Origin of the sequence: Geodermatophilus dictyosporus, from assembly GCF_900115505.1 — a bacterium.
GTDB lineage: Bacteria > Actinomycetota > Actinomycetes > Mycobacteriales > Geodermatophilaceae > Geodermatophilus > Geodermatophilus dictyosporus.
The window spans coordinates 189,275-204,062 of the sequence record NZ_FOWQ01000005.1; the positions used below are offsets into that span (position 1 = coordinate 189,275).

18 protein-coding genes are annotated in these 14,788 nt (G+C 75.6%); 7 read left to right on the forward strand and 11 right to left on the reverse strand.

The window, feature by feature from the left end:
• Positions 1-2: 2 nt before the first annotated feature.
• The 3 genes from BMZ33_RS13800 to BMZ33_RS13810 are packed head-to-tail and all read right to left on the reverse strand — an operon-like array spanning position 3 to position 3,055.
• Positions 3-830 (reverse strand): mycofactocin-coupled SDR family oxidoreductase, encoded by an 828-nt coding sequence (locus BMZ33_RS13800; RefSeq protein ID WP_091111437.1) that lies wholly within the window; start codon positions 828-830, stop codon positions 3-5.
• A 20-nt stretch (positions 831-850) separates the two neighbouring features.
• On the reverse strand, positions 851-1,897 hold the full coding sequence (locus BMZ33_RS13805) for an LLM class flavin-dependent oxidoreductase (protein WP_091111439.1): 1,047 nt from the start codon (positions 1,895-1,897) through the stop codon (positions 851-853).
• A 27-nt stretch (positions 1,898-1,924) separates the two neighbouring features.
• Positions 1,925-3,055, reverse strand: a complete 1,131-nt coding sequence (locus tag BMZ33_RS13810; RefSeq protein ID WP_091111441.1) for an acyl-CoA dehydrogenase family protein — start codon at positions 3,053-3,055, stop codon at positions 1,925-1,927.
• A gap of 131 nt (positions 3,056-3,186) precedes the next feature.
• On the opposite strand from BMZ33_RS13810, the gene BMZ33_RS13815 reads away from it, so the two are divergent.
• The 3 genes from BMZ33_RS13815 to BMZ33_RS13825 are packed head-to-tail and all read left to right on the forward strand — an operon-like array spanning position 3,187 to position 5,908.
• Positions 3,187-4,377, forward strand: a complete 1,191-nt coding sequence (locus BMZ33_RS13815; RefSeq protein WP_091111444.1) for a thiolase family protein — start codon at positions 3,187-3,189, stop codon at positions 4,375-4,377.
• Positions 4,378-4,382: 5 nt separating this feature from the next.
• The gene (locus tag BMZ33_RS13820) at positions 4,383-5,150 is read left to right on the forward strand and encodes an SDR family NAD(P)-dependent oxidoreductase (RefSeq protein ID WP_091111446.1); all 768 of its coding nucleotides are present in this window, start codon (positions 4,383-4,385) and stop codon (positions 5,148-5,150) included.
• The gene (locus BMZ33_RS13825) at positions 5,147-5,908 is read left to right on the forward strand and encodes a crotonase/enoyl-CoA hydratase family protein (RefSeq protein WP_091111448.1); all 762 of its coding nucleotides are present in this window, start codon (positions 5,147-5,149) and stop codon (positions 5,906-5,908) included. Before BMZ33_RS13820 ends, BMZ33_RS13825 begins: the two co-directional genes overlap by 4 nt.
• 3 nt (positions 5,909-5,911) lie before the next feature.
• Here BMZ33_RS13825 and BMZ33_RS13830 read toward each other — a convergent pair whose 3' ends face one another.
• Together BMZ33_RS13830 and BMZ33_RS13835 are read right to left on the reverse strand one after the other, a co-directional pair.
• Positions 5,912-6,670, reverse strand: a complete 759-nt coding sequence (locus tag BMZ33_RS13830; RefSeq protein ID WP_091111450.1) for a FadR/GntR family transcriptional regulator — start codon at positions 6,668-6,670, stop codon at positions 5,912-5,914.
• Positions 6,671-6,909: 239 nt separating this feature from the next.
• A complete protein-coding gene (locus tag BMZ33_RS13835) occupies positions 6,910-7,263 on the reverse strand; it encodes a S24/S26 family peptidase (protein ID WP_091111455.1) in 354 nt (117 codons plus the stop codon).
• A 167-nt stretch (positions 7,264-7,430) separates the two neighbouring features.
• Here BMZ33_RS13835 and BMZ33_RS13840 point away from each other — a divergent pair, with 167 nt between their 5' ends.
• Positions 7,431-7,634 (forward strand): cold-shock protein, encoded by a 204-nt coding sequence (locus BMZ33_RS13840; protein ID WP_073420333.1) that lies wholly within the window; start codon positions 7,431-7,433, stop codon positions 7,632-7,634.
• Between the two features lie 69 nt (positions 7,635-7,703).
• Here the strand turns inward: BMZ33_RS13840 and BMZ33_RS13845 are convergent, their stop codons facing one another.
• On the reverse strand, positions 7,704-8,165 hold the full coding sequence (locus tag BMZ33_RS13845; RefSeq protein WP_091111458.1) for a hypothetical protein: 462 nt from the start codon (positions 8,163-8,165) through the stop codon (positions 7,704-7,706).
• Positions 8,166-8,230: 65 nt separating this feature from the next.
• On the opposite strand from BMZ33_RS13845, the gene msrB reads away from it, so the two are divergent.
• A complete protein-coding gene (gene msrB / locus BMZ33_RS13850) occupies positions 8,231-8,647 on the forward strand; it encodes a peptide-methionine (R)-S-oxide reductase MsrB (protein ID WP_091111461.1) in 417 nt (138 codons plus the stop codon).
• A gap of 16 nt (positions 8,648-8,663) precedes the next feature.
• Here msrB and BMZ33_RS23330 read toward each other — a convergent pair whose 3' ends face one another.
• The 5 genes from BMZ33_RS23330 to hemE form a co-directional block, all read right to left on the reverse strand.
• Positions 8,664-8,807 (reverse strand): hypothetical protein, encoded by a 144-nt coding sequence (locus BMZ33_RS23330; protein ID WP_169064305.1) that lies wholly within the window; start codon positions 8,805-8,807, stop codon positions 8,664-8,666.
• 183 nt (positions 8,808-8,990) lie between these two features.
• The gene (hemQ, locus tag BMZ33_RS13860) at positions 8,991-9,710 is read right to left on the reverse strand and encodes a hydrogen peroxide-dependent heme synthase (protein WP_091111466.1); all 720 of its coding nucleotides are present in this window, start codon (positions 9,708-9,710) and stop codon (positions 8,991-8,993) included.
• A 7-nt stretch (positions 9,711-9,717) separates the two neighbouring features.
• Positions 9,718-10,179, reverse strand: coding sequence for a hypothetical protein (locus BMZ33_RS13865; RefSeq protein WP_091111469.1), 462 nt, complete (start codon positions 10,177-10,179; stop codon positions 9,718-9,720).
• A gap of 24 nt (positions 10,180-10,203) precedes the next feature.
• Positions 10,204-11,571 (reverse strand): protoporphyrinogen oxidase, encoded by a 1,368-nt coding sequence (gene hemG / locus BMZ33_RS13870; RefSeq protein ID WP_091111471.1) that lies wholly within the window; start codon positions 11,569-11,571, stop codon positions 10,204-10,206.
• Positions 11,568-12,623, reverse strand: coding sequence for a uroporphyrinogen decarboxylase (gene hemE / locus BMZ33_RS13875; protein WP_169064306.1), 1,056 nt, complete (start codon positions 12,621-12,623; stop codon positions 11,568-11,570). The genes hemG and hemE overlap by 4 nt, the downstream gene beginning before the upstream one ends.
• Before the next feature lie 102 nt (positions 12,624-12,725).
• Here hemE and BMZ33_RS13880 point away from each other — a divergent pair, with 102 nt between their 5' ends.
• Positions 12,726-13,364 carry a DUF3000 domain-containing protein gene (locus BMZ33_RS13880; protein ID WP_091111858.1) on the forward strand — a complete coding sequence of 213 codons (639 nt, stop codon included), beginning with the start codon at positions 12,726-12,728 and terminating at the stop codon, positions 13,362-13,364.
• Positions 13,365-13,493: 129 nt separating this feature from the next.
• Entirely contained in the window at positions 13,494-14,723 is a 1,230-nt protein-coding gene (locus BMZ33_RS13885) for a ribonuclease D (RefSeq protein ID WP_425283687.1), read from the forward strand.
• Positions 14,724-14,788 lie beyond the last annotated feature (65 nt).

Genomic DNA, 14,788 nt, shown 5'->3' on the forward strand with positions numbered 1-14,788 from the left:
CGTCAGACGAGCAGCGTGCCCATGTCCACCGGCAGCGCGGTGCCGGTCACGTACTTGGCCTGCTCCGAGAGCAGGAACAGCACGGCGTCGGAGATGTCGCCGGGCTGCACCGGGCCGTGCTCCATGACGTTGGCCATCCACCCGGGCGGGGCGTCGGCCTGCAGGTCCCTGCTGAAGAACTCGTTGCTGATCATCGGGGTGTCGACCCCGGCCGGGACGACCGTGTTGACCCGGATGCCGTACCGGCCCAGCGCCATCGCGTAGTTGCGCATCAGCGACAGGACGCCGGACTTGGCCGCCCCGTAGGCCATGTGCCCCGGGTTGAGCATCTCGGTCTTGTACGCGACACCGCGGAAGCTCGACGTCGACCCGGTGATGACGATCGCGCCGCCGCGGCCGCGCTCGACCATGCCCGGCGTCACCGCGCGCAGCGTGAAGAAGACGCCGGACAGGTTGGTGGCCACGGTGTCGTACCAGGCCTCCAGCCGCTGGGCGTGCGGGCCGGTCGAGGGCAGGATGCCGGCGTTGGCGCAGACCAGGTCGATCCCGCCGAACTGCTGCTCCACCTGCCGCACGGCGGCCTCGACCTGCTCGACGTCGCGCACGTCGGCCTGGATGCCGAGGAACTGCCGGCCGTGCTCGCGCACCAGCTTCTCGGTCTCGGCCAGGTCGTCGGGCGTGGACATCGCATACTGCACCGAGTCGAACTGCCGGCAGACGTCGACCACCGCGACGTCGGCGCCCTCGGCCGCGAGCCGCACCGCGTGCGAGCGGCCCTGGCCGCGCGCCCCACCGGTGACCAGGGCGACCCTGCCCTCGAAACGTGCCATCTCTCCTCCGGTCCTCTCGCTCACGCCATGCCGGCCGGCACGGGTTCGGGCTGCGGGGTGGGCAGCGCGCGGATGGCCGGCACCACCTCCCGGCCCAGCCGCTCGATGGCGGCGATGGTCTCGTCGGCCGACATCGACGGCCACTGCGGGCGCAGCAGCAGCGGGTCGACCGGGAAGCGGGTGCACAGGTCGGTCAGCTGCGCCACGACCTCGGCGTCGGTGCCCACGACGGCGTGCTGGGCCACGGCGGTGAGGAAGTCGCGGTCGAGGGTCTCGGCGTCGCCGGCGTGCGCCATGCCCTTGCTCGCGTAGGACAGGTACTTCCCCTTCGACACCCGCGCGTACTCGACCAGCGCCGCGTCGCGGGAGTCGGCGACGAGCACGTTGCGGCGCACCGGCTGCGGGCCGAAGGGCTTGCCGCGAGCGGCGAAGCCCTCGCGCACGGCGGCGAAGCGCTCCTCGATCTCGTCGTAGGTGGCCTCCGGTGTCACCGGGAAGGCGTCGCCGAACCGCCCGGCCCGGCGCGCTCCCGCGACGCTCTGGGCACCGACCCAGATCGGCGGGTGCGGGTCCTGCACCGGCCGCAGGTGCGGCGTGACGCCCTCGAGCTGCCAGAACCGGCCGTGGTGGGTGACCTCGTCCTGGGTCCAGAGCTTGACCAGCAGCTCGAGGATCTCGTCCGTGCGGGCGGCGCGCTCCTTGAAGGGGACGCCGAGGTACTCGAACTCCTCGGGGCGGTAGCCGATGCCGGCACCGAAGACCAGCCGGCCCTCGGTCACCACGTCGAGGGTGGCGAGCTCCTCGGCCAGCAGCACCGGGTGGTACAGCGGCGCGATCATGATCTGGGTGGCCAGCCGGGTCTCCCGGTCGCACTCGGCGGCCAACCGGGCCAGCAGCGGCACCGGTTGCAGCCAGCGCAGGTCGCCGTAGAGGAAGTGCTGGCCGATGGCGATGTAGCTCATCCCGGCCCGTTGGGCGGCGGCGACGATGCGCCGCACGTCGTCGAACTGCTGGGCGGGCGGAACGGAGCTCGGGACGTCGGAGAGCAGCATGCCGACGGCGACCATGGCGGGGCCTCTTCTCTCGATCGGAGGTCAGCGGGCCGGGCGGGTCAGCGTCTTGGCCAACTGGCCGAGGAGCACCTCGTTGCCGCCCTCGTAGATGCGCATCGGGCGCGCGTTGCGGTAGAGCCGCTCGATCGTGGAGCCGGTGACGACGCCGAAGCGGCCCGTCATCTGCACGCACCGGTCGGCAACGCGCGAGGCGGTCTCGGTGGCCGCGACCTTGGCCATGGAGGACCAGTGCAGTGCGCCCTGCGGATCGGCCGCGGCCTTGGACGCCGCGGAGTAGGTGAGCAGCCGGGCCTGCTCGACCTCCATCCAGCAGGTGCCCAGCATCTGCGGGATCGGGCCGAGGCGGGCCAGCGGCTGGCCGAACTGCTCGCGGCCGGTGGTGTGCGCGACCGCCTCGTCGAGCGCCGCCTGCGCCAGGCCCACCGCGGAGCCGGCCACCGACACCCGGAAGGAGGCCAGCGTCTGCAGCACCAGCGGGAAGGCCTGGCCGGGCTGACCGACGCGGGAGTCCAGCGGCACCCGGACGCCCTCGAAGCGCACCTCGCCGATCACGTGCGGGGCGATGAGGTCGGGCCCGGAGGTCACCGTGACCCCCGGGGTGTCGGCCGGCACGAACACCAGCGAGTAGCCCGCCTCCTCCTTGGCCAGCACGGTGAAGAAGGCCGCCGCCGGGGCGTTGGTGATGAACGACTTGTGCCCGTCGAGCACGAGTTCGCCGTCGCGCTCGGCGACGGTGGTGGTGATCGAGCGCAGGTCCGAGCCGACGTCGGGCTCGGTCAGGCACAGCGCGGCGATCGCCTCGACGGCGAGCACCCGCGGCAGCCACTCCTCCTGCACCCGCCGGCTGCCGGCCACCGAGAGCGCGTAGCTGCCGATCCCCTGCATGGCGAACAGCGAGTCCAGGTGTGCCGACACCCCGCCGAAGGCCTCCCGGACGACGGTGACCGCCAGCGGGTCGACGGTCTCGCTCGCGCCGCCGTGCGCAGCCGGCACGGTGACCGACACCAGCCCGCTGGCCTGCAGGGCCTCGCGCATGACCGGGTCGACGTCGGTGGCGGCGTCGGCGTCCCCGGCGTGCCAGCGCACCTTGTCGGCGGTCTGCCGGGCCCGCTCGAGGAGTTCCCGGTGGGCGGCCGGCAGCTCGAAGGACATCCTGGCTCCTCTCGGGTGCACCCCGCGGGGCGCGGCAGACGTCGCATGGCGGCCGACGTCCGGACGTATCCATGTTATTGGTGCTCATGGTTATTGTGTCAACGACCACACCGACCTGAGGAGGCGGTCCCGTGCCCGCTGCCGTCGTCGTCGACGCCGTCCGCAGTCCCATGGGACGCGGCAAGCCCGGGGGTGCGCTGTCCGGCGTGCACCCCGTCGACCTGCTCGCCCAGGTGCTGCAGGCCCTGGCCGCGCGCAGCGACCTCGACCCCGCCACCGTCGACGACGTCCTCGTCGGCTGCGTCGGGCAGAACGGGGAGCAGTCCGCGACACCCGGCCGGCAGGCGGTGCTCGCCGCGGGCTGGCCGGAGTCGGTGCCCTCGGTGACCATCGAGCGCAAGTGCGGGTCGGGCCAGCAGGCGCTGGACTTCGCCGTCCAGGGCGTCGTCGCCGGCGCCTACGACGTCGTGGTCGCGGCCGGCGTGGAGTCGATGAGCCGGGTGCCGATGGGCTCGGCCCGCGGCGACGCCGACCCGCACGGGCCGCAGGTCACCGAGCGGTACTCCCCCGGGCTCCTGCCGCAGGGCATCTCCGCCGAACTGGTCGCCGACAAGTGGGGCCTGACCCGCGAGCAGCTCGACGCCTACGCCGCCCGCTCGCACGCGCGCGCGGCCGAGGCCGCCGCGGCCGGCGTCTTCGACCGCGAGACCGTGCCGGTCACCACTCCCGACGGCGTGGTCTCCGCCGACGAGACCATCCGCCCCGGCACCACCCCGGAGCGGCTCGCCGGGCTCAAGCCCGCGTTCGCCGGCCACCCGCTGGCCGCGCGCCACCCCTCGCTGCACTGGAGCATCACCGCCGGCAACTCCTCCCAGCTCACCGACGGCGCCGCCGCGGTGCTGGTGATGAGCGAGGAGCGCGCCGCGGCGCTCGGGCTCACCCCCCGGGCGCGAGTGGTGGCCAGCGCGGTCACCGGCGACGACCCGCTGCTCATGCTCACCGGGCCGATCCCGGCCACCCACAAGCTGCTGGCGCGCTCCGGGCTGTCCCTCGACGACGTCGCCGCCGTCGAGGTCAACGAGGCGTTCGCCTCGGTGCCGCTGGCCTGGCAGGCGGAGTTCGGCGTCGACGACGACCGACTCAACCCGCGCGGCGGCGCCATCGCCCTCGGGCACCCGCTGGGCGCCTCCGGCGTCCGGCTGGCCACCACGCTGCTCGGCTTCCTCGAGGACACCGGGCAGCGCTACGGGCTGCAGACCATGTGCGAGGCCGGCGGGATGGCCAACGCGATGGTGATCGAGAACCTCTCCGCGAAGGGCTGATCAGGATGGACGTCACTGCAGGGTCCGCGGTCGTCACCGGCGGGGCCTCGGGCCTCGGCCTGGCCACCGCCCGCCGGCTGGTCGAGCGCGGCGTGCCGACCGTCCTCGTCGACCTGCCCACCTCCGCGGGTGCGGAGCGGGCGGAGGAGCTCGGGGGCAAGGCGCGGTTCGCCGCCGCCGACGTCACCGACCCCGAGGCGGTCGCGGCCGCGGTCGCCCAGGCCGACGAGCTGGCCCCGCTGCGCACGCTGGTGCACTGCGCCGGCCGCGGCGGGGCGATGCGCGTGGTCGACAAGGAGGGGAAGCCGGGATCGCTCGAGCTCTACGAGTCGGTCGTGCGGGTGAACCTGATCGGCACGTTCAACGTGCTCAGCCAGGCCGCGGCGCGGATGGCCGCCCACGACCCGGTCGACGGCGAGGAGCGCGGCGTCTGCATCCTGACCGCGTCCGTGGCGGCGTGGGAGGGGCAGATCGGCCAGCTGCCCTACGCCTCGGCCAAGGCCGGCATCGTCGGCCTGACGCTGGTGGCCGCGCGCGACCTCGCCAGCAGGCTGGTCCGGGTCGTGACGATCGCGCCGGGCACCTTCGACACGCCGATCCTCGCCCGGCTGCCCGAGAACGTCCGCGAGTCGCTCGGCCAGATGGTGCCGCACCCGCGGCGGCTCGGCGTCCCCGACGAGTTCGCCCGCCTGGCGCTGGCCGTCGTGGACAACCCGATGCTCAACGGCGAGACCATCCGGCTCGACGGCGCGATCCGGATGCAGCCCAGGTGAGCGAGGTCCGGGTCGAGCGCGACGGCGCCGTCCTCGTCGTCACCATCGACCGGCCGCAGGCGAAGAACTCGATCAACACCGCCGCGGCCGAGGGCATCGGCGCGGCGATGGAGCAGCTGGACACCGACGACTCGCTGTTCGTCGGTGTGCTCACCGGCGCCGGTGGCGTCTTCAGCGCCGGCATGGACCTCAAGGCGTTCCTGGCCGGTGAGAAGCCGCACGTGCCCGGCCGCGGCTTCGCCGGCCTCGTGGAGCGGCCGCCGGCCAAGCCGCTGGTCGCCGCCGTCGAGGGGCCCGCGCTGGCGGGCGGCTTCGAGATCGCGCTCGCCTGCGACCTCATCGTGGCCGGGGAGGGTGCCTCGTTCGGCCTGCCCGAGGTCAAGCGGGGTCTGCTCGCCGGTGGCGGCGGGTTGCTGCGGCTGCCGCGGAAGGCCGGACTGCCCAAGGCGACCGAGTGGGCGCTCACCGGCGACCGGGTCAGCGCGGCCGATGCGCACGCCGCCGGGGTGGTCAACCGGCTGGTGCCCGACGGGCAGGCGCTGGTGGCGGCGCTCGAGCTGGCACGGCAGATCGCGGCGAACGGCCCGCTGGCCGTGCAGGGCACCAAGCGGATCCTGGCCGAGGGCCCGTCGTGGCCGGCCGAGGAGGCCTTCGCCCGTCAGTGGGAGGTCTACGCGCCGATCCGCGCGTCCGAGGACGCGAGGGAGGGCGCGCGCGCGTTCACCGAGAAGCGCGCACCGGTCTGGCGGGGCCGCTGAGGGTCACTGCCAGCTGATCACCTGGTCGGTCAGCTGCGGGTGCCGCCGGGTGACCCAGTCGGCGTACTCCTGCATGTGCTCACGCATCAACTGCTCGGCGGCGTCGGCCTCGCCCGCGGCGATGGCCCGGGCGATCGCCGCGTGGACCTCGAGCACGTGCCGGCGCTCGTCCTCGGGCGAGAGCAGGCCGGTGACCTGGTCGCGGAAGACGTCCTCCAGCGACACGCTCACCAGGTTGAGCACCGGGTTGCCCGACATCGAGGCGACGCCGCGGTGGAAGTCGGTGGTGGCGGCGTAGTAGACGGAGTCGTCCTCCACGGCCGTGGTGTCGGGGTCGGCCACCTTGTCCGCCAGTTCCTGGCCGCGCCGCTCGGCGGCCAGCCGGGCCATCATCGGCTCGAGCACCAGCCGGGCCTCGATCAGCTGGCCGAAGGTCATGCCGCCGAGGTGGAAGAACAGCGTCGACATCCGGCCGTAGTCGCGGGTGCCGACCTCGATGACCATCGGCCCGCCGTTGCGGCCGGGCTTCATGGTGATCAGCCCGTGCACCTCGAGGATGCGCAGCGCCTCGCGCAGCGAGCCGCGGCCCACGCCGTAGTCCTCGAGCATCTGCGCCTCGGAGGACAGGAGCGTGCCCGGTGGCAGCTTGCGGGAGACGATCTCGTGCACGATCTCCTGCGCCAGCGCCTCCGCCACCTTGGCACCACGCTTGATGGGGCGCGGGGCCGGTCCATCGGCTCGGGGACGCGCACTGACGGTCATGGACCCAGCGTAGGCCGGTGAGCACCGTACCCTGATATTGGTACGGCTGATTGACCCCAAGGGGTCGGCCCCCGCCCCGCTCACGCACCCGGGGTCGGCTGCGAGTGGTGCTCAGCGGCCGGCGGTGTGGTGGTCGGCGACCTGCGCCGCCGTGAGCACGACACCCGGGTGGAACGCGGCACCGGCCAGCGAGCCGGCGAGGTGGTTGCTGGTCGGCCGGACCGGCCAGGAGTCCTTGTTCAGCTGGTCGTACGGTGCAGCAGGGCCACGGCGGACCGGTCGACCGGCGTGCTGTCGGCCCGGGCGTTGGCGTCGCCGCGCAGCACGAGGCCGCCGTCGGTCACCTCGACCAGCCGGTGCAGCCGCAGCCGCCCGGCGTGGTCGGGGTCGTCGACGAGCAGGATCTGGCCCGGCGTCAGGTCGCCATCGGCCACGGGCCGGGCGAGGACGACGTCCCCGACGGCGAGGGTCGGCGTCATCGAGCTCGACACGACCACCGACGACTCCCGGCCCGCGGCCACCGGCACCACCGACCACAGCAGCAGCCCGGCGAGCGTGCCGAGCAGCCCGCGCGCCGGCAGCGGGACGGCCAACAGGTCTCCGGCAGGTGCCCTCACCCCGACGGGTGGAGGACGTCGCGACGAGAAGTGGCAGCCCCGTCCCGCCACGGAGCCGTCCAGGCAGCTAGGGTCGTGCACGTCGGGAAGGCCCTGCGCACTGGCAGGACCCCGATGCACCATCGCAGCTAGGAGCGAGCGCAATGCCCGAAGGAACTGTCAAGTGGTTCAACGCGGAGAAGGGGTTCGGCTTCGCCACCCCTGACGGTGGCGGACCGGACGTCTTCGTCCACTACTCGGCCATCCAGACCAGCGGTTACCGCAGCCTCGACGAGGGGCAGCGCATCTCGTTCGACGTCGAGCAGGGTCAGAAGGGTCCGCAGGCGGCAAACGTCACCCCGCTCTGATCGCCTGAGCCACCGACAGCGCCCCCGTCCGGTCCGCCGGTCGGGGGCGCTGCCGTGTCCGGGCCCGGTTCAGCGTGCGCGCGGCACGTACCCGCCGATCAGCGCGGACAGCAGCAGCGCGCCGTCGTCCGGCCCGACGGCGGCCGCGGCGTCGGCGAACGCCCGCCAGCGCTGCCGCTCGACGTCGGTCGGGGCGTGCTCGGCCCGGGCGGCCAACTGCTCGAGCAGCCGCTCCCACTCCCCCTGCGGCGTCGGCCACAGTCCGGTCAGCCGGCGGGCCTCGGGCGAGACGCCGGTGAAGCGGACGATCTCGCCGGAGTAGGTGGTGAGCACCTCGACGTAGCCGGCGTCGGCCAGCGCCCGGGCGGCGGCCAGCACGTCGGGCTTGGCCAGGCCGCTGGCCGGCACCACCTGGCCGAGGTAGGGGTTGCCGCCGTGCTCGGGCCCGTCGACCAGCCGGGCGACCGCGCGCAGCACGGGCAGGTCACGGCGGAACCAGGTGTCGGGCAGGGACCGGTCGGGCGGGGTCACGCCGTCCAGTCTCCCGCGCGCGTTCCCGGCCCCGGCGGGTGGCGGGCCGGGCCTACCGTGGGGACATGACGACGTCCGCGCAGCAGCCGAAGGTGACCCGGTCCGACGAGGAGTGGCGGGCGCAGCTCTCGCCGCAGGAGTACGCCGTCCTCCGCCAGGCCGGCACCGAGCGCCCGTGGACCGGCGAGTACGTGGACACGAAGACCGTCGGCGTCTACACCTGCCGGGCCTGCGGCGCCGAGCTGTTCCGCTCGGAGACCAAGTTCGACTCGCACTGCGGCTGGCCGTCGTTCTACGAGCCGTCGGCGGCCGACAACGTGGTGCTCCGCGAGGACCGCACCCTGGGCATGGTCCGCACCGAGGTCCTCTGCGGCACCTGCCACAGCCACCTCGGTCACGTCTTCGACGACGCCCCGCAGACGCCGACCGGCGACCGCTACTGCATCAACAGCGTCTCCATCCGGCTGGTGCCGGCGGAGTAGCGCTGCGGCGCAGCCGTCAGGCGCCGATGATCCTCGAGATCCGCGCCCCGCGGTCGTCGTCCTTCCCGCAGCGGGCGCACCTGAGGTAGCCCTGTCCCTGCTCGTTGCGCTGCGGACGCCAGGCGTGCAGGCCCAGGCGGCAGCGGAGAGTCCCCAGCACGGCCGCATGGTCGCCCCGGCACCGGGCGTCCGACAGGGCCGAACGCCCCGGGGCGGTCACCCCGTGGCGGGCGGCCGCCCGCGGCCCGCGACGTCTACCGCACCGCAGCGCGTCCCACCGCACCGTGGGCGGTCAGGGAGGACCCGCGACGATCGTGTCACCTGGTGATCGCGCGGCCAGGCGTCACGGCAGGTCGGCGACGAGCTCCGCCACCGGCTTGCGGGTGCCGGTGTAGAAGGGGACCTCCTCGCGCACGTGCCGGCGGGCGCGGCTGGCCCGCAGGTCGCGCATGAGGTCGACGATGCGGTGCAGCTCGTCGGCCTCGAAGGCGAGCATCCACTCGTAGTCGCCCAGGCCGAAGGACGCGACGGTGTTCGCGCGCACGTCGGGGTAGGGCCGGGCCTGCATGCCGTGCTCCTTGAGCATGTCCCGCCGCTCCTCGTCGGGCAGCAGGTACCACTCGTAGGACCGCACGAACGGGTAGACGCAGACGTAGCGGCGCGGCTCCTCGTCGGCCAGGAACGCCGGGATGTGGCTGCGGTTGAACTCCGCCGGCCGGTGCAGCGCCATCTGCGACCACACCGGCTCCAGGTGCCGGCCGAGCGCGGTGCGGCGCAGCCGGCCGTAGGCCTCCTGCAGCGCCTCGGGCGTCTCGGCGTGCCACCAGACCATGACGTCGGCGTCGGCGCGCAGGCCCGAGACGTCGTAGGTGCCGCGGACGACGACGCCCTTGCCGGCCAGCTCCTCGACCAGCCCCGCCACCTCGTCGGCCAGGGCGGTGCGCGGCTCGTCGCCCAGCGGCCGGGCCAGCCGGAACACCGACCACATCGTGTAGCGGATCAGGGAGTTGAGCTCGTTGGCCCGCTTGCCCACGCTGCGCTGCTCCTGGGGCGTCTCGGTCATGCCCCCATCATCGCGCGCCCGGCCGGGACCCTGCCGGGCCGTCAGGTGTGGCGCGGGCCGCAGCGGCGGCGAGGGCCAGCACCAGCGCGTCCTCGACCAGTGCCGCCGGCAGCGCCCCGAGCCGGGGTGCCGCCGCCCGGCGCCAGCGCGCCCCGCCGAGCGTCCCGGTCGCGGCGCCGGCCGCCCCGGCGAGCGCCGGCAGCACCTGCCCGCCCCCGCCGCGGCGGGCCAGCAGCCACCCGCCGGCCGCGCCGGAGACCAGCCGGACGGCGGCGCTCGGCGGCATCGTGCGGTCGGGCGTCCCGGGCAGCTTGTCGGCGACCAGCTCGCCGGCGACGGCGGCGAGCGCGGCCGCCCGCAGCGGCCACCGCGGGGACGAGGTGAGCACGGGAGCGGCGATGCCCAGGGCGCTGCGGCCCCCGGCGGCGGTCCCGAGCAGGGCGGCCCGCAGGACGGCGGAGGAGGTCACGGGTGCGAGCGTGGCAGGCCGGGGTCAGGCCAGCGCGTCGACGGCGCGGCGGGCGCTGCGGATGCAGGCCGGCACCCCGACGCCGTCGTAGGCCGCGCCGGCCACGGCCAGCCCGGGCACCGCGGCGACGGCGTCCCGGACCGCCACCACCCGCTGCGGGTGGCCGACCAGGTACTGCGGCAGCCCCCCGCCCCAGCGCACCAGGTGGGCCTCCACCGGCTCGGGGCGCTCGAGGTCGAGCAGGTCGGCGACGTCGGCCACCACCGCGGCGGTGAGGTCGTCGTCGTCGCGCTGCAGCTGCGCCTCGTCGCCGTAGCGGCCCACCGAGGCGCGCACCCGCAGCAGCCCGCCGCCGGACAGGTGCGGCCACTTCGAGGAGGAGACGGTGACGCCCTTGACCAGCCGCCCGGTCACCGGCGGGACCAGCAGGCCGGAGCCCGCGGCCACCGGCTGGGCCGGGAAGGCCATCGCCACCACGGCCGTCGACGCGTACGGGATCCCCCGCAGCGGCTCCACGGCGTCCGGGGCGACCCCGGACAGCAGCCGCGCCGCCTTGCCCGCCGGCGCGGCGAGGACCACGGCGTCGGCCTCGAGCACCTCCGGGGCGGCCACCGGGCCGACGGCGACCTCGAGCCGCCCCCCTGCCCGCCGGATCGCGTGCGCCGGCGTCCGCAGCCGCACGACCGCACCGGAGGCCTCGACCAGCGCCTGCGGCAGCGAGCCGATCCCGTCGGCGACGGTGACGAACACCGGCCCGTCGGCGTCGCCCCGGCTGCGCGCCCCCGCGTCGCGGGCGGCGACGGCGGCGGCGAGGACCGAGTCGGCGCGCGCGAGCTGGGCGGCCAGCGCCGGCATGGTCGCGGCCAGCGAGAGGTCGTCGGGCCGGCCGGCGTAGACCCCGCCCAGCAGCGGCTCGACCAGCCGGTCGACCACCTCGTCGCCGAGCCGCCCGCGCAGCAGCGCCCCGACCGACACGTCGCCGTCCAGCCGCAGCGGCGGCAGGTCGGCCTCGGCGCGCACCCGCGCGACGCCGTCCGGGGTCAGCACACCGGTCAGCCCGTCGGCCGACGTGGGCACGCCCTGCACGGTGCCCGGGGGCAGCGGGTGCCGCCCGTCGGGGAGCACGATCGAGGCCTGCGTCGTCGCCGGGGCCACCAGCCGCTCGCCCAGCCCGAGCGCCCCGACCAGCTCGACGGCCTCGGGCACCCGCGCGAGCACCGCCTCGGGCCCGGTGTCGTACCACTGGCCGGCCAGCTCCAGCCGGTCGATCTTGCCGCCGACGCGGCCACCGGCCTCCAGGACGACCACCTCGTCACCGGGACGGCGCCGCGACCACTCGAACGCGGCGGTCAGCCCGGCGATGCCGGCGCCGACGACGACCAGGCGGGTCATCGCTGCGACAGCTCGTGCACCAGGTCGACGACGTGGGTGAGCGCGCCGGGGTCGGTCTCGGGCAGCACGCCGTGGCCCAGGTTGAACACGTGGCCGCGGGCGGCGCGGCCCTCCTCGACCACCCGGCGCACCTCGCGGTCGACGGTCTCCCGGTCGGCCAGCAGGACGGCGGGGTCGAGGTTGCCCTGCAGCGAGCGGGTCGGGCCCACGCGGCGGGCGGCCTCGTCCAGCGGCACCCGCCAGTCGACGCCGACGACGTCGGCCCCGGCGTCGCCGATCAGCGCGAGCAGCTCGCCGGTGCCCACGCCGAAGTGGATGCGGGGCACGTCCCGGTCGCCGAGCCCGTCGAAGACCGCGCGGGAGTGCGGCTGCACCCGGGTGCCGTAGTCGGCGGCCGAGAGGACGCCGGCCCAGGAGTCGAACAGCTGCACCGCCGAGGCGCCGTTGTCCACCTGCACGCGCAGGAAGGTCGCCGCCGAGACCGCCAGGCGGTCGAGCAGCCGGCCCCACGCCGCGGGCTCGGCGTACATGAACGCCTTGGTGCGGGCGTGCTCCTTGGAGGGGCCGCCCTCGATCAGGTAGGTGGCCAGGGTGAACGGCGCCCCGGCGAAGCCGATGAGCGGGGTGGGGCCGAGCTCGGCGACCAGCCGGCGCACCGCCGTCGCCAGGAAGTCCAGCCGGTCGGGCTCGAGGTCGGGCAGCGCGTCGACGTCGGCGACGGTGCGCACGGGGCTGGCCACGACCGGGCCGACGCCGGGCTTGATCTCGATGTCGACGCCGGCCACCACCAGCGGCAGCACGATGTCGGAGAAGAGGATCGCGGCGTCGACGCCGTGCCGGCGCACCGGCTGCAGGGTGATCTCGGTGACCAGGTCGGGGTCCTGGCAGGCCCCCAGCATCGCCGTCCCGGCGCGCAGGGCCCGGTACTCCGGCAGCGAGCGGCCGGCCTGGCGCATGAACCACACCGGCGTCCGGTCGACCGGGAGGCCGCGCGCGGCCCGGACCAGGCCCGAGTCGGCGGGAGACGGGGCGGCGGAGGCAGCGGCGGTCACGACGATCCATCCTCCCAGACCGGCGGGGGCTCCCCCACCGCGCGCCGGTCCGACCTGCGGCGCGTCCGAGACAGACGCGCCGCGGGGCCCTACCCTGCGGTCGTGGAGCCACGCAGCCTGGCCGGTCCGAGGGACGGCGCCGGCGCACGCGCGGGCGCCGGGGACGTCCCGCCGCCCGCCGACTTCGTGGCCGCCCTGGAGTCGCTGGCCTCGCTGCGGGTGCGCCCGGAGATCGTGGTGGAGCGCATCCCCGCGCCCCAGCGGCTGGCGCCCTTCGCGCACGCCCTGGGCGCCCGGATCACCGAGCTCGACGGCGACGAGGAGGTCGAGGTCGCCAGCGCCCGCTTCATCGTGCTGCACGACCCGGCCGGCCACGAGGCCTGGGCGGGCACCACGCGCTGCGTCGGCTACGTCTCGGCCACCACCGACGAGCACATGGTCGACGACGCGATGTTCTCCGAGGTCGCCTGGAGCTGGCTGACCGAGGCGCTGGCCGGCTGCGGCGCCGCCTCGCACGCGCTCGGCGGCACCGTCACCCGCACCGCCTCCACCCGCTTCGGCGACCTGGCCGGCCCCGAGCACTCGGTCGACGTCGAGATCCGCGCCTCGTGGACGGCGGAGGACACCGGCCTCGACCGGCACCTCGACGCCTGGCTGGAGGTGCTGGCCAACGCCGCGGGCCTGCCCCCGCCGGGGGTGGCGATGCTGGGCCCCTCCGGCCCGGTGGCCGACGGCAACTAACATCGCGGGGGTGGGGGCACGCCCCCGGGTCCGCGCCGGCCGGCTCGATCCGCCCGGAGGCCGGAGGACCGGCCGCGGACGCACGGACGACACGGCCGAGAAGGTGGACGGCAACTGAGCACCGAGCCCCTGCCCGACGTTCCCGACGACGGCAGCGAGTACCCCGCCCCGACCCCCCTGCTCGCCCCGCGCGACGGCCTGCCCCCGGTCATCGACACCCCCGGGGCGCTGATCGGCTACGCCGACGCCCTGCGCGCCGGCAGCGGGCCGGTCGCGGTCGACGCCGAGCGCGCCTCCGGCTACCGCTACGGGCAGCGCGCGTACCTCGTGCAGCTGCGCCGCGCCGGGGCCGGCACCGGGCTGGTCGACCCCGTCCCGCTCGGTGACCTGTCCGCGGTGCAGGACGCGATCGCCGGCGAGGAGTGGGTGCTGCACGCCGCCAGCCAGGACCTGCCCTGCCTGGCCGAGGTCGGCATGGTGCCCGCCCGGATCTTCGACACCGAGCTGGCCGCGCGGCTGGCCGGGCTGCCGCGCGTGGGGCTGGGTGCCGTCGTCGAGTCGCTGCTCGGGTACTCGCTGCAGAAGGGCCACTCGGCCGCCGACTGGAGCACCCGGCCGCTGCCCGAGGAGTGGCTGGTCTACGCCGCCCTCGACGTGGAGGTGCTGGTCGACCTGCGCGACGCGCTGGCCGCGATCCTCGAGGAGCAGGGCAAGACCGAGTGGGCGCGGCAGGAGTTCGCCGCCGTCCTGGCCGCCGGCCCCCCGCCGCCGCGGCAGGACCCGTGGCGGCGGACCTCCGGGGTGCACGGGCTGCGCAACCGCCGCCAGCTGGGCATGCTGCGCTCGCTGTGGCAGGCCCGCGACGACCTGGCCCGCCGGCGCGACGTCGCCCCGGGACGGGTGCTGCCCGACTCCGCGATGGTCTCCGCCGTCCAGGCCGACCCGCAGACCGAGGCCGCGCTGCTCGAGCTGCCGGTGTTCCGCGGCCGGGCCAACCGCAAGCTGGTCGGGACCTGGTTCGGCGCGCTGACCCGCGGCCGCGCGCTGCCCGACGACGAGCTGCCGCCGCACAGCCGCGCGGGCGACGGGCCTCCCCCGGCCAACCGCTGGGCCGACCGCGACCCCGCCGCGGCCACCCGCCTGCAGGCGGCCCGCACCGCGCTGGCCGAGCTGTCGCAGAAGCACGCGGTGCCGGTGGAGAACGTCCTCTCCCCCGACCTGGTGCGCCGGCTCATGTGGGTCCCGCCGGAGCCGCGCGACCCGGCGACGATCGCCGCGGCGCTGCGGGCCGGCGGTGCCCGCGAGTGGCAGGTCGAGCTCACCCGCGACCTGCTCACCGACGCCGCCACCCGCGCCTGAGGCCCCACGACGGCCGGGGGCCCGCCGTCCGGTACCGGACGGCGGGCCCCCGACTCCGACTCGGG

Coding starts and splice junctions, on each gene's coding strand:
- BMZ33_RS13800 (WP_091111437.1), bottom strand. CDS start 830: ATGGCACGTTTCGAGGGCAGGGTCGCCCTGGTCACCGGTGGGGCGCGC.
- BMZ33_RS13805 (WP_091111439.1), bottom strand. CDS start 1,897: ATGGTCGCCGTCGGCATGCTGCTCTCCGACGTCCCGAGCTCCGTTCCG.
- BMZ33_RS13810 (WP_091111441.1), bottom strand. CDS start 3,055: ATGTCCTTCGAGCTGCCGGCCGCCCACCGGGAACTCCTCGAGCGGGCC.
- BMZ33_RS13820 (WP_091111446.1), top strand. CDS start 4,383: ATGGACGTCACTGCAGGGTCCGCGGTCGTCACCGGCGGGGCCTCGGGC.
- BMZ33_RS13830 (WP_091111450.1), bottom strand. CDS start 6,670: ATGACCGTCAGTGCGCGTCCCCGAGCCGATGGACCGGCCCCGCGCCCC.
- BMZ33_RS13840 (WP_073420333.1), top strand. CDS start 7,431: ATGCCCGAAGGAACTGTCAAGTGGTTCAACGCGGAGAAGGGGTTCGGC.
- msrB (WP_091111461.1), top strand. CDS start 8,231: ATGACGACGTCCGCGCAGCAGCCGAAGGTGACCCGGTCCGACGAGGAG.
- hemQ (WP_091111466.1), bottom strand. CDS start 9,710: ATGACCGAGACGCCCCAGGAGCAGCGCAGCGTGGGCAAGCGGGCCAAC.
- hemG (WP_091111471.1), bottom strand. CDS start 11,571: ATGACCCGCCTGGTCGTCGTCGGCGCCGGCATCGCCGGGCTGACCGCC.